This is a genomic window from Psychrobacter sp. 28M-43 (assembly GCF_014770435.1).
Taxonomy (GTDB): domain Bacteria; phylum Pseudomonadota; class Gammaproteobacteria; order Pseudomonadales; family Moraxellaceae; genus Psychrobacter.
Genome location: NZ_CP061739.1, coordinates 1231655 through 1245722 on the forward strand (window position 1 = coordinate 1231655; position 14068 = coordinate 1245722).

9 protein-coding genes are annotated in these 14068 nt (G+C 43.7%); 4 read left to right on the forward strand and 5 right to left on the reverse strand.

Going from position 1 to position 14068, the window contains the following annotated elements:
• Positions 1–2 precede the first annotated feature (2 nt).
• Together secD and yajC are read right to left on the reverse strand one after the other, a co-directional pair.
• Entirely contained in the window at positions 3–1880 is a 1878-nt protein-coding gene (secD, locus tag IEE84_RS05295; RefSeq protein WP_101205370.1) for a protein translocase subunit SecD, read from the reverse strand.
• 392 nt (positions 1881–2272) lie between these two features.
• A complete protein-coding gene (gene yajC / locus IEE84_RS05300) occupies positions 2273–2602 on the reverse strand; it encodes a preprotein translocase subunit YajC (RefSeq protein ID WP_057759529.1) in 330 nt (109 codons plus the stop codon).
• An 835-nt stretch (positions 2603–3437) separates the two neighbouring features.
• Between yajC and IEE84_RS05305 the strand changes: the two genes are divergently transcribed.
• From IEE84_RS05305 to IEE84_RS05315, 3 genes are all read left to right on the forward strand, one after another.
• Positions 3438–4448: a CNNM domain-containing protein gene (locus IEE84_RS05305; protein ID WP_323969959.1), complete on the forward strand. Its 1011-nt coding sequence runs from the start codon at positions 3438–3440 to the stop codon at positions 4446–4448.
• Positions 4449–4822: 374 nt separating this feature from the next.
• Entirely contained in the window at positions 4823–5317 is a 495-nt protein-coding gene (locus IEE84_RS05310; RefSeq protein ID WP_191115120.1) for a hypothetical protein, read from the forward strand.
• Between the two features lie 245 nt (positions 5318–5562).
• Positions 5563–8553, forward strand: coding sequence for a LysM peptidoglycan-binding domain-containing protein (locus tag IEE84_RS05315; protein ID WP_191115121.1), 2991 nt, complete (start codon positions 5563–5565; stop codon positions 8551–8553).
• 164 nt (positions 8554–8717) lie between these two features.
• Here IEE84_RS05315 and IEE84_RS05320 read toward each other — a convergent pair whose 3' ends face one another.
• Positions 8718–9926 (reverse strand): transglycosylase SLT domain-containing protein, encoded by a 1209-nt coding sequence (locus tag IEE84_RS05320; protein ID WP_191115122.1) that lies wholly within the window; start codon positions 9924–9926, stop codon positions 8718–8720.
• Between the two features lie 1094 nt (positions 9927–11020).
• Positions 11021–11845 carry a Nif3-like dinuclear metal center hexameric protein gene (locus IEE84_RS05325; protein WP_191115123.1) on the reverse strand — a complete coding sequence of 275 codons (825 nt, stop codon included), beginning with the start codon at positions 11843–11845 and terminating at the stop codon, positions 11021–11023.
• Positions 11846–12225: 380 nt separating this feature from the next.
• Between IEE84_RS05325 and IEE84_RS05330 the strand changes: the two genes are divergently transcribed.
• Positions 12226–13551: a S1C family serine protease gene (locus tag IEE84_RS05330; protein ID WP_191115124.1), complete on the forward strand. Its 1326-nt coding sequence runs from the start codon at positions 12226–12228 to the stop codon at positions 13549–13551.
• A 160-nt stretch (positions 13552–13711) separates the two neighbouring features.
• On the opposite strand, the gene yfaE is transcribed toward IEE84_RS05330, so the two are convergent.
• Entirely contained in the window at positions 13712–13981 is a 270-nt protein-coding gene (yfaE, locus tag IEE84_RS05335) for a class I ribonucleotide reductase maintenance protein YfaE (RefSeq protein ID WP_101205363.1), read from the reverse strand.
• Between the last annotated feature and the right edge of the window lie 87 nt (positions 13982–14068).

Here is a 14068-nt window from a genome sequence, read left to right on the forward strand (position 1 = left end):
TCCTAACCGATGCTCAGACTTTTGATGGATTTACGCTTACCATAAGCAATTTGTACCAGTGCACGTGTCACCAAAATTGCAGTGAATAGCGAGCTGACAATACCAATAGCTAGCGTAATCGCAAAGCCTTTAATCGGACCAGTACCAATCGCAAATAGGATAAACGCGACCAATAAGGTTGTAATGTTGGCATCAAAAATACTGCTAAATGCGCGGTCAAAACCTGCCACAATGGCTGATTTTGGCCGTACACCATTGGCAATCTCTTCTCGTATTCGCTCAAAAATCAGCACGTTGGCATCAACTGCCATACCGATGGTCAAAACGATACCTGCGATACCAGGTAGGGTAAGTGATGAACCCAAAATTGACATAATCGCAATGATAATAATAACGTTAACGGCTAGCGCAACGTTGGCAATCACACCGAACAGACGATAGAAGATAATCATAAACGCGAAGACTAGTAGATAGCCGACCTGCGTAGAGAACAACCCTTTATCAATGTTTTCTTGACCAAGTGATGGACCAATAGTGCGCTCTTCTACGAAGTACATCGGTGCAGCAAGTGCGCCTGAACGTAGCAATAGCGCAAGCTCAGCTGCTTCAGCACTACTGTCTAGACCAGTAATACGGAATGATGAACCCAGTACCGCTTGAATGTTGGCACGGTTGATGACTTTGGTTTCAGCGTAAGGTGTGCGTACTTCAGTCGTCTCACCAGTCGCTGGATCTTCTTCGTAAGTGATTCTTTGTTTGTTTTCAATAAACAATACAGCCATCTGTTGACCAACAGCTGTACGAGTGGCGTTCTGCATGAGCTTGCCGCCAGCACTGTCCAAGGTAATACTTACTTCAGGTAAACCACTTTCATCCAAGCCAGTTTGCGCATTGGTTACTTTGTCCCCGGTGACGATCGCTTGACGATCTAACAATACAGGAGGACCATCCAGTGTCTCAAATGGGAATGCCTCTGTACCCGCTGGAGGTATGCCGCCTGTATAGGTATCAGCATCTTCTGCCACCATACGGAACTCAAGGTTTGCAGTACGACCAAGTACACGTTTTGCTTCAGCAGTATCTTGTACACCAGGTAGTTCAACGACGATACGGCTAGCGCCTTGCGACTGTACCAAAGCTTCGGTAACACCCAGCTCAGCAATACGGTTACGTAGAGTCGTCAAGTTCTGGTTGACCGCGTAGCTATTGATTTCGTCAAGTGTCGCATCGTTATACGATAAGACCAATGCAGGACCTTGATCATCAATAGAAGACTGCAAGTTGAACGTATTACTCATTGAGCCTTGTAATACGTTTTGGGCACGGTTACGAGTATCAGTATCAGCAAAATGCAATACCACGCCGCGATCTTCGGTTTTGATACCTTTGATTGCTACTCGCTCAGCACGTAACTCACGTCGCATATCACGACTGGCACTGGTCAAACGCTGTTCAAGCGCCTTGTCCATATCGACTTCGAGTACAAAGCGTACACCACCACGCAAATCGAGACCAAGCTTCATCGGTCTTGCACCGATATCGCGTAGCCACTGCGGGGTAGTCTGTGCTAGGTTAAGGGCAACGACATAGTCTTCGCCCAAGTTTTGACGTAGCACTTCTTGTGCTTTTAGCTGATCGACTGGGTTGTTGAGGCGTACCAGCGCGCTGTTGCCCTCAAACGTACCATCGTGGTTATCTAGACCTGCCTCTTCGAGTAAGCTTTGAGACTCAGTCAAGATGCCTTCAGATAGCTGAGTTCCTGCGGCTGCGCTCGTAATCTGCACAGCAGGTTCGTCAGGATAAAGGTTGGGGGCAGCATATAGACCGGCAACGAGTAGCACGACGGCAATTAGTAAGTATTTCCAAGCGGGATATTGCATAATCACTTCTTTAAGTTGATAAACGACTGGCGACGTAGGCCACAAGTTAGCAGATGGGAAGTTAGCGATAGCAACGGTCGAGTGCTATGTTCAGCAGCCGTCATCATGCACCATTGCGATCATCCGCGATGATAGTAACGCATAAAACAGTAAAGCAAATAATACAGATGTCTGTTTATCTGGTCACCAAAAATCATATGGCTGACTTGGATAAAAATAGGACATCTGAACAGTAAGCCTAATTTATATAGCAATTTTACCTTACTGTGTTAATAGCGAAAAATGACCGTAAATCATATACGGTCATTTTTTAGTCATTACATTCATTAATGTGACGACTATCGAATGTTCACTAATAAATTTTCACTAATAAAAACTAGTGAGCATTCTAATTAGACGCTTTCGATCGTGCCAGCAGGCAATACTGAAATAACAGAAGCACGTTGTACTTTCACGTCAGTATTGTTGTTTAGGCTCACAACGGCATAATCGCCTTCGATTGCTTTGATACGACCCATTAAACCACCAGCAAAAATGATTTCACTACCAACGGTTAATGCGTTAACCATGGCACGGTGTTCTTTGGTACGCTTAGACTGCGGGCGAATGACCAAGAAGTAAAAAATCGCAAAAAACGCAACAGGCAGTAAAATCTGACCGAATAGACCTGCAGCACCTGCAGTCTCTGGTGCAGCATGGGCAGCTTGAATAAATAAGCTCATAATATCTCTCAGTAAGTCATAGACAATAATAAAATTAGACGCATAGTAACAAAAAATCCCAGACTTGGTAACTGTTAATCATAGGCTGAGCGTGTTTTTCTTAGCGTAAGGCATACTATCAGCCAACGGATAGGACAACAATGTTTTTACTACATTCAGATAACCTATATAAAGCCTCAGCCTAAATAGCTGTCATGAACTGGCTAGTAAAAATGTTGTCATACAACCGTTAATAGTAGGGCAATAAAAGTCATCAAAAAACAAAAACTTAAAAATGGCGACTTATTGTGAAATGGTATCATCAATGCTACTATCAAATGGCAATGATTGCCTGCATTTAGTATGCTACATATTGAACCATATTACGGCTTTTTAAGGCATAGTATGACTTTGAAATAGCGATTAAATCAGCTTTGAGTAACTATTTATACGATAGACAGAAGTCTTTTATTACTTTGTTAATGATAATCTGAAAATCAATATAAATTGCTCATGACATTATCTTCCTTTTACTCTTTTTAGGTTACCTAACTTGTTCACCACTTTTATGTTTGTACCTCGTTTATGTCGTCCGCGCGCTCATCGTAAAGACGCATCTGCAGAACCTCCCCCGAGAATGACTACTAGTTCTCGATTTGGTTATACTTCTTTTTCCGTACTATCTGCATTAGCAATTCTTATGCTACCGCAGGCAGTGTGGGCAGCTGGTGCTGTATCAACATCCAGCGAGGCGGCAGCACCAACCGCGCTTAGCGTTTCTTTATTGATATTTTTTGTCTTACTCGCTATTGGTGTCTCCTTTGTCTGTTCATTAGCAGAGTCTGTTTTGCTGAGCATGACGCCATCGTTTATTGCGGATGTACAAGAGACCAGTCCAAAAAAAGCAGAAATGCTTAAAAGTCTCAAAGTAGACAATATTGACCAGTCGCTAGCTGCTATTTTAACGTTAAATACGGTTGCCCATACACTTGGCTCTATCGGTGCGGGTGCACAGGCTACGATTGTCTTTGGTAGCGCGTGGTTTGGTCTGTTTTCGGCCCTCATGACGCTTGCTATCTTATTCTTGTCTGAGATTATCCCAAAAACATTAGGTACAGTTTACTGGCGTCAACTAAGCGGTCTGGTTGCTTATTTCGTTCGTGGCATCATCATGCTCTTGTATCCATTAATCTGGTTCTCAGAGCGTCTGACAAAACTATTGGTACGTGGTAAAGAGCCGCAAACGTTTAGCCGCCGTGAGTTTGCTGCTCTTGCTAGTATCGGTGAAGAGTCAGGACAAATTGACCCACTAGAGTCGCGTATCATTCGTAACTTGCTCGCGTTTGGCGCGATTAAAGTCGAAGATATCATGACACCGCGCTCGGTGATGCTTGCATTCGAAGAGAATAAAACCGTCGCTGAGCTATTGGTTGATCGTCCAAAGCTGACGTTTTCTCGCTTGCCAATCTATGATGGTGATTTGGATAACATTACAGGTTTTGTCCTAAAAACCGATATGCTACTGGCTAAAGTTAACCATGCTATGCACAAGCCGTTGACACAATTTCAGCGCGACATCACTTTTGTCTTCTCTAAGATGAAGCTGTTTGACTTGTTAGAGTTGATGCTAAAAAACCGTATTCATATTGCGATTACAGTCGGTGAATATGGTGAAGTTAAAGGCTTGGTCACGTTAGAAGATGTGTTTGAGACATTGCTAGGTCTTGAAATTGTTGATGAGATAGACCGCGTCGAAGACATGCAAGCGTTAGCTCGCCAGATGATGGATAGACGGGTAGAGCGTTTGGGTATGAAGCTCAGCGATGATGAGCAGTATGAAGACAGTAACAGCGAACCTAAGTCCTAGCGAAACCTTAATGAAGCCAAACTCTAACGTTGATAGCTTAGCCATAAATATTGACGGTTCTAAAGATTAATGATTTAAAAATGGTCAGCTCATTATGGGCTGACTATCAAACTAGACCTACAAAGCATCTAACCGTTTGAGCTAGGATTTACAGCATAAAATGTTAAGAACATTTGATTTAATAGCTTGGATTTTTATTCGCAATAATTACACAGGGTGTCACATGGCTGTGAGAATTCGATGATAGGCTCGGCATATGATATGAGTATACTTATATAGATATATCTATACAGATACACTGCCAAAATAAATGATAGAAAAGCGTTAAACGTCCCTATATGACACTAACGAAAAAAATATCGCTAAGGATTATCATGAAAAAATTATTGGGAAATAGGCTATTAGCTCTATTGGTGAAAAGCGCCAGCATCACTGCAATCGTAGCAGTAGCTAGCACCATCAGTATCAATGCACAAGCGGCTACTATGACCGAAGATTTGGTACAAAACTATGCCGCCGCAATGAAAGCATCAGCGAATGGCCAGAGCATCAATCAGGTATCGCGCCTTGTGTCAGATGACGCGCTTATTTCTTTATCTAGAAGAGGTAAATCTACTAGTCTAGACAAAGACGCCTATTTAAAGCTGCTTCAAAACAGCTGGAATGATACGTCTAATTATCGCTATGATATTTCGGTAGATAATGTGGTGATTACTGGTTCACAAGCCAAAGCCAATGTGACGACCAATGAGAGCTGGGTAAAAAACGGTCAGCAAGTATCATTTGTCACCACATCTCGTGTGACCTTGACCTTGTCTACTGGTAATGCAGTGCTCTTGCGCGCAGTATCACAGGTAGCTATTAATTAAGTCGCTATTGACCTAGCAAGACTCAAAATACAATAGGTAACATAAACAATAGCTGATTGAGCTAGCTGCAATTTCAACCTATAAAAAGTCTTAGCTGGCTAACAATAGTCATTACTTAGTTTTATAGGCTACTTGAGCGTCTATTATTATCTTTTATATTAGGCTAGTCTTTGCTTTACATTGCATACTATACTATCCATCAACTTTATCTTATTAATTTCTGTCGTTAGGAAACCTCCAATATCATGTCTACTGTGCTATCACACTCTCGCTCATTTATTGCGTTGCCATTGACGCTTGCGGTATCCACTTTACTGATTAGTGCGTGTAGCAATACATCAGCGGTAAAAAACAAAGGTGCGACCAATAGCTCATCTGTCATCACCAAAAGTCCTGCCAATCAAGGGACTAATACAGGTAGTGCAGACTACTCAACTGCGTTTTTAGATGCAGAGAGTTTGGATGAGTTGGCTGACTTGTTAGAAGCCACTGACATGACCATGGTAGAAGGTAACCAGCTTGCTATTCAGCAATATGGTGATTTGTGGAATCGTCTACGCGCAGGCTACCGCATGAATGGTGGTAAGCCAATCTATAATCAGCGCATTGAAGGTCAAAAAAGCTGGTTTACCAGTAGACAGGATTATCTCAATCGCCTAACTGCACGTGCCAGTCGTTATATCTATCATACGGTACGAGAGGCAGAGCGTCGCAATATCCCAACAGAACTTGCCTTGTTACCAGTTATCGAAAGCTCTTACGATCCAAGTGGTACGAGTAGTGCAGCAGCTGCGGGCTTATGGCAGTTTATCCCAAGTACGGGCCGTATCTATGGCTTGAATCAAAGCAGCACTTATGATGGTCGCCGTGATGTTATTGAGTCGACACGTGCTGCCTATGACTTCTTAACAGCATTGCACAACCAGTTCGGTAGTTGGGAGCTAGCATTGGCTGCTTACAACGCGGGCCCTGGCCGTGTACAAAAAGCAATCGATGCCAACGCAGCGCGCGGACTACCAACAGACTATTGGTCACTTCAGCTGCCGACTGAAACGATGAACTATGTGCCGCGTTTCTTAGCTGTAGCCGAAATCGTTGCCAAGCCTGAGCAGTATGGTGTGTATCTACCAGCTATTGCTAACCGTCAGCATTTTCGTAGTGTACCAGTTAATTATGGTGTGAGCTTGGCAGAAGTATCGCAGTTGACTGGCGTTAGCTACGATGAGCTAGAGCGTCTAAATACTGCACTAACATCAGGCCGCGTTGATTCTTCAGGTCCACAGCGTGTCATCATTCCTAACGACGTCAGTCTCAATGCCGATGCCAAATTAAGTGGGCTCAGAGGTAATGGTACAGGCAATGTGCTTGCCTCAAATAACGCAGGTAGCTCAAGCACGACAGCGACTACGCCAAGCTATAATAACAAACCATATACTGCCTCATCTCTGCCATCGACTGGTAGCGCATTGGCTGATTATGCGGCTAGTGCAAGTGTACCTCAGCAGACCACAAGCTATATTTCACCATCTGCGACACCGACTAGCAGCTCGGTATACAGTGGCAATTCTTCAGCTCGTACTGAGCCACCACTGACCACTGCAGAGACTAACAAGATTAATGCTGAGCTTAAGAGCAGTAACAGTCTACCGACTACCTCAGCTCAAATTACTCAAAATAATACAATTGTCCAAGAGCCACCGCTTAGCAAAGAAGAGCGTGATTTCATCGCCAATCAAATCCGTAGAAATACTTCTGAGACCAATGTTATCAATGCTGATGGCAACATTAACCTATCAGCCGTACAAACACAGCAGTCTATCTTAGAAGCGAGTGGCGCAGAGAAAAAACTTAGCTTTGCTAAAACCTCGGTCAGTAAACCAAAACCACAAGGCGCACGTACCACTTATACGGTAAAACGTGGCGATACGCTCTCGAACATTGCGAGTCGAGCAGGGGTCAGCTGGCGTGATATCGCAGAATGGAACCAGATAGATGCCAGTGCCAATCTGCTCTCTGGCAGCACGTTATATCTATATGATGCCAAGACTATCGAGCCATTGAGTACTGCTAATAACGCCGCCGCTAGTCAGCCTGACAGTTATGTTGTACAAGGTGGTGATACGCTTATCGGTACGGCCAATCGTTTTGGATTATCGGTTACCCAGCTAGCTAGCTACAATAATCTGAGCAGCCGTGCTGATCTGCTCAGAGGTCAAAAACTATGGCTCATACCGGGTAAAGTGACTGCCCCTGCAACGACGCCTGCAGCGCCTTCTACTAAGCCGAGTAAATCAAGTACTGCGACCAAGAATTATAAAGTAAAAGCAGGGGACGGCTTAATTGCATTGGCACGTCAATTCAACGTGTCGACAGATACTTTAGCCAGCCTCAACGGCATCAACAGCACAAGCTCGCTATATGTTGGTCAGACACTTAAAGTGCCAGCCAGTGTTGATTTCGATGCTGCAAGCACGACAAGTGCTAGCAGTAGTAACAGCTCAAGCTCGGTCGCGACCACCAATTACAAAGTAAAATCAGGTGATACGCTGATTGGCATTGCGAACAGCATCGGAGTGAGTGCAACGGAACTGGCTGCGGTAAACAGCAACTTTGATGCAAAGGCTCGCTTGCAACGTGGTCAAACGATTAAAGTTCCTGCTACTAAAGAGTTGGTCGATCGTCAGTTGAATGACAAAGCGGTCAGCTACAAAGTAAAATCAGGTGATACCTTAACGGGTGTCGCCAAACGTTACAATATTGGCTTAAGTGATTTGGCATCAGCGAATAACTTGAATACCAACTCGAATCTGATACTGGGTCGTACTATCACTATCCCTGCTGGCGGCAGTGTGGCAAGTGCATCTAGTAGTAGCCAAAGCAGCAGCTCTGCTAGTAGTAACAGTAGTAGCTCAGCAAGCAGTGGAACAAAACTGAGCAACACTGAAAGCTACAAAGTTAAATCTGGCGATGGTCTGATTGCTTTGGCACGTCAGTTTGGCATATCGGTAGAGGACTTGGCAGCGACCAATGATCTAGCGACCAATGCTCAGCTACAGCGCGGCCAAACGCTTAAAGTACCAAAAGCGACAGTAAGCTATACGGTTGGCTCGGGTGATAGCTTGATTGGTCTAGCACGTAAATATGGTGTCTCAACACAAGAGCTGGCCGATATGAATAATATTGCCGCTGATACGATGTTGCAACGTGGTCAGCGTCTGACTGTACCTAATCGCTAATGAATAAGATATTAATGAATGCCTTTTACATAAGGCGTCATTAATATTAATTATGAATCGTATCGCACAAAAAAAGCTGCTCTTTATAAGAGCAGCTTTTTTATTTAATAAGAATAAATTACTGTGAAAAGTTAGCTTGCGAACCGTCTAGTAATAGTTACAAACTAGACCGTCTGAGTTTTAATAGTCTCAAGATAGCTTCTGATATTACTGACATAATGCATGGCTTGACCATAACGGCTATTCGAGGCTCTATTATCTGCTAAATAAGCATAGACGTTCGCCCAACTTTTATCATCGATACCTTGAGCTCGTAGTTCGCGCTGGATTCTTTTTACCGCATTGGGACCCATGTTGTAACCTGCAAGGGCAAACCAGATACGGTCAGTTTTTGGCACATCAGAGAAGTCTGCTTTTACTTGCTCTAGATAGCGTGCACCGCCACCAATGCTTTGGTAAGGATCAACACGGTCTGAGACGCCCATCGCTTTTGCAGTGTTGTTGGTCAGCATCATTAACCCGCGTACGCCAGTCGGCGAGACAGCGTTGGCATCAAGGTGTGACTCTTGATAACCCATCGCGACCAGTAGTTCCCAGTCGTGATTATAATTGCGTGCTTGCTCTTCAAACGAAGACTGATAGTCCGGTAATTTTTCCGTCAACGTTCTCTGGAAATGATCCTGACTATAGGCATCTTTAAGCAAGTTTTGATTGTAGAACGCGGCAAGTTTTTGTGTGTTTTTTAGCTTGATGCTATCGCACAAAAAGTAACTGGCCTTTCTTGATAGTGGATCATTGGATGAGCTAAACGTCCAACTTACCTTAGGATGTAGACCATTCTTAGTCAGACTAGAATCGTAACCACAGCTGACATTAATAGACGATAGGTTCAGCTGGCTTTTTAGCTTGGTGCTAGCCGTAGTCAACGCCATGTCAGCGTTGCCGGTTCTTAGTGCTTTTAGCGCCGCTTCTTCATTGGCATAGGCTTTTAGATTGATATCGACACCGAGCTCGTCGGCGTAAGTGCGCACCAGATCAAACCCAAAACCATGTTGGAAGCCATCGGTAGCAAAGTAAGTGCTATCGCCTGGTACCGCAGCAATGGTCAAGGTGTTTTCCAGCATGACATTGTCATAGGCTGGTACCGATGTGTTCATGGTCGTCAAACTCTCAGCGGGCAACGAGAGTAGAGCGATGCTAGAGATTTGTGCCAGCTTCTTGGTTCTGGCAAAACGATTAGACGCAATAGGGGTAACGGATGAAACGATGTTACTTTTGGTGTTTAGTAGGCGTTTAGATGGACGCAGTAAATAAGAAATACGGCGTTTGGCCCCTTGCGCAGATACTTTTACACGATAAGTAATACGCTGCATGGATGTCTCCTGATTTTAGCCATCCTTCTTACCGCAAAAACACGTATAAATATATGTGCATAATATTGACATATATCGATATCGTGTCTTAAATAGAGTGGCATTTTTAATAGGATAAATGCCGCTCTATCTTGTTTGACTATAGCGCCACTAGCGTACTCTCTCTAAGAGTTAGTGGGATAGTTTGTCGTCAGCCAGCTATCGATATATCATAAAAGCGTTCTAAACCGTATTTATAAGTACTGGTTTAAAATACTGAACGCACAACAACGCGAAGGATATAAATCAGATGATTCCTTCATCGATAACTAAATATGGCTAGTGGCCAAACAACTATATATCAAACATAGGTAAGGTCATGATTAAGTTATTGAGACAAAGACATAGCTTGAAACATTGAGGTAAGGTTTTGCCAATGAGGCAAATACATTCATCTGTTTTAACTATGCTAACTTTGATGGCTGGCTATACTTTGAATCACTAATATTAAGTTACTAGTAATAGGATAACTGGCTACTAAAGTTGTTTGTCCAGCGATAAGGGTAAGCAAAATAATCAGAATTGATAGTTTATAGCGGTCTATCAAACTGGCTAGGTCATACCGTCATCGCGACACCGAAAATAAAAAAATACCATGCTGCTAACATATATAGTGCAAACATAGTATTTCAATGAGTAGCGGTTTAAAATCTTATCACTGATATAGCGCGATAAAGTCTTAAACAACTACCAGCATTATTTTAGTGCCATAACCGGAAGCTGTAATAATGGGAAGTTTCATGACAAAACGTTCTTTCTTACGGGTAGTAATATGCGGTTACTAATTGCATTATTCAAGTGGAGTTAAGAAAAAAGCGATAAAACTTAACAATTAAGATATAAACGGTTAATTTTCCAGATATTTGGTACATAATAATCAAAAATAGAATAACAAAGTCCAAATAGTAGTCAAACTAGACTTTATGCTTATGCTTTAACTACAGCTATTAGCAAGTCTGGTTTGGCTTTTGAGCTATCATTTTCTCTAGAAGTTTTTCTCTGCAAATTTTTCTCTATCAATGACAACCGTTTAAACTGATTTTTAAATGGCTACTTTATGCTGGGTTTTCGATATCAATAAAAGTAACTGGCAGACCAAATTTTTGAGCGACTATCTCTCCTAATGCCTGAATACCGCCACGCTCCGTCGCATGATGACCACAAGCAAAATAGTCAATCCCAAGCTCGCGCGCGCTATGCGTGGTACGCTCAGATATCTCACCAGAGATAAATGCATCACAGCCCATGCTAGCCGCTTGCTCAATCATATCTTGCGCACCGCCTGTACATATACCAACACGTTCTATCAGCCTACCATTTGTCTGAGCAGAAGCGTCTGTATGATACTCAGCTGAGATATGTAATGGCGCGCGACCTAAGGCTTGAGTAATGGTGGCAATGAGATCGTCAGAATTTTGCGGTGTACAAGTAGCGATATTGCCCACAGGATGTGACTCGGTAGGATAGAGAGCACCGTTGATCGTCATGCCGAGCATGTCAGCAAGTTTTGCGTTGTTGCCAGAGACTGGGTGTGCATCCAGCGGTAGATGATAGCCAATCATAGAAATACCGTGTTGCATCAGTTTGCGCACGCGTCGACCTTTCATACCAGTAAGCGGTGCAGGTTCGCCTTTCCAGAAGTATCCATGATGCACCATAATCGCATCGGCATTGTCAGCGATCGCAGCATCAATTAGGGCTTCACAAGCCGTGACACCAGTGACAATACGTTGAATCGGGCGCCCACCATCGACTTGTAGGCCATTTGGCGCATAGTCTTTGAACGCGCTGGCAGATAAGTAGTCGTCACAGAACTGTGTCAACGCTTGGGCGCTAATGCTTTGAGTATTGGGTTCAGCTATCGTATGATTTGCAGTCATTATGTTTTCCTGTCATCAATAAAATGTATGTCGTAAGGTGCTATAGATTAACTAAGCAAAAATTATGTATTATCTGTCATGTTTGAGAGTATTTGGTTTTGATCTTTTGACTTTATGTTCAATTCTCGAAATGCTGAAGTGTCGAGCATTGTAAAAGCTATTTTAACATGTCGTTGTAAGCAAGCAGACAAGCTGGATAACTGAAATGGTACACGATACGTTACTATTTACTGGTATTGCGGTTATAATTTATACACGTGAGTCTGCCTAACTGTATAGCATTTGACCATTCAATTGATGATTCAAGACTAGTTAAGCGGTTGCTATTATCTCACTTCGTTTTTCACTGTCTGTTTGCAATAAATTTATAGAGGTTTTATATGTCGTCATCCCGGAACACCAATAACAAGGCGTCTTTATTAAAATGGTTACCTTGGGTCTTATTGCTGCTAGTGTTGGCAGCGTTTATCTGGTTGTTCACGAGTATGAAATCGACGTCGGAGGCCACATGGGAGCCGCCGAGAACCCCGCCTGCGGAGCAGCAAGCAGCAGAGCCAGTGTCGGACACGCCAGCGCCTATCTCTTCTTATCATAATGCGGTGGCGCGTGCGTCGCAGTCTGTGGTCAATATCTATACGACGCAAACGATGACCGAGCATCCTTATATGGATGATCCCGTACTGCGCCGGTTTTTTGAATATCATGGTGGCCCATCACAAGAGCAGGGCAATACCAACTTAGGCTCTGGTGTGATCGTATCAGAAGACGGCTATATCGTGACCAATGCCCATGTGATCGAAAAAGCAGATGAAATCACAGTCGCGTTCAATGATGGTCGTAAGAGTCGTGCCAGAATTATCGGTACAGATCCTGACAGTGATCTAGCTGTGATCAAGGTTGACATGACAGGGCTGACACCACTTGGCTTCCGCGAAGATCCGATTCGTGTGGGTGATTTGGCATTAGCGATTGGTAATCCATTTGGTGTGGGTCAGACAGTGACGCAGGGGATTATCTCAGCAACTGGACGTACTGGACTGGGCGTCAATAAGTTTGAAGACTTTATCCAGACTGATGCGGCGATTAATCCGGGTAACTCAGGCGGTGCACTGGTCGATGCTCATGGCGAGCTAGTCGGTATCAATACCGTGATATTCTCGCGCTCTGGTGGCTCGATGGGTATTGGCTTTGCGATTCCAACGGCACTGGTTGAGCAAGTGATGAATGCTTTGATTAAAGACGGCCGTGTCAGTCGTGGCTGGTTAGGTATCGAGATTCAGTCACAGCTACGTGATCCAACGCAGTTAGAGACATCAACAGGCGTAGAAGTACTAAACGTCATTGATAACAGCCCAGCGGCGAAAAGCGGTCTACGCGTCGGTGATATCGTCCTAACCATCGACGATGTCGAGATGACAGATGCCAATACCTTGATTCAGTATGTTGCTCGTAAGCCACCAAATACTGAACTGGATGCACAAATATTGCGTCAAGGTAAAAACGCCCAAGTAAAAATCACGCTAGAAGAGCGTCCAGCACAAGAGCCACTTGAGCGTCCTGTCGTACTACAAAATGAGAGCATGGGCGGAATGGAGCAGCCAACCATCCAAGGCGATGAAGAAACGCCAATGATGTCAAAGGCAGAGCGTGATCGTATGCGTGAGGAGCTGATGAAACTGTTTGAGCAAGATACCGCAACGCAGTAGGTCATCATAACAATGTGTTGACTCATAACGTGTTTATGGGACAGCACATTGATGTAGCTAATAGCATAAAAAAGCGCGTTCCTTATCCAAAGGAGCGCGCTTTTTGTTGGAGCTGATTTTTCTAAATTTTAAGGGCTAGCTTTATCTATATATAACCCTGCTATAGCTTTTCAATCGGATCATGATTGATATAAATGACACCTTGCACACGGCAACAGCAAGGCAGGATTTCATCTTCTTCAATCATTGCCAATGGGTCAAATGGATAATCGACCGTATGCGAGCTAGCAATACGTTTGACTCGGCAACTACCACAGTAGCCTTCGCGGCATTGATAGTTTACCTCGTGTCCGGTGCGTAGCAGTCCATCTAGCAGACTCTCGTCATCATGTAGATAGAACTGCTTTTTACTGGTCATTACCCAAGTCATCGTGAATCCTATTGGGATATGTCTGTGCTACTGCTATCCCTACTATTAACCCATAAGACGATTACAGCGGTAGAAGTTTTATAGCTT

Coding starts and splice junctions, on each gene's coding strand:
- secD (WP_101205370.1), bottom strand. CDS start 1,880: ATGCAATATCCCGCTTGGAAATACTTACTAATTGCCGTCGTGCTACTC.
- yajC (WP_057759529.1), bottom strand. CDS start 2,602: ATGAGCTTATTTATTCAAGCTGCCCATGCTGCACCAGAGACTGCAGGT.
- IEE84_RS05305 (WP_323969959.1), top strand. CDS start 3,438: ATGACGCCATCGTTTATTGCGGATGTACAAGAGACCAGTCCAAAAAAA.
- IEE84_RS05310 (WP_191115120.1), top strand. CDS start 4,823: ATGAAAAAATTATTGGGAAATAGGCTATTAGCTCTATTGGTGAAAAGC.
- IEE84_RS05315 (WP_191115121.1), top strand. CDS start 5,563: ATGTCTACTGTGCTATCACACTCTCGCTCATTTATTGCGTTGCCATTG.
- IEE84_RS05320 (WP_191115122.1), bottom strand. CDS start 9,926: ATGCAGCGTATTACTTATCGTGTAAAAGTATCTGCGCAAGGGGCCAAA.
- IEE84_RS05325 (WP_191115123.1), bottom strand. CDS start 11,845: ATGACTGCAAATCATACGATAGCTGAACCCAATACTCAAAGCATTAGC.
- IEE84_RS05330 (WP_191115124.1), top strand. CDS start 12,226: ATGTCGTCATCCCGGAACACCAATAACAAGGCGTCTTTATTAAAATGG.
- yfaE (WP_101205363.1), bottom strand. CDS start 13,981: ATGACTTGGGTAATGACCAGTAAAAAGCAGTTCTATCTACATGATGAC.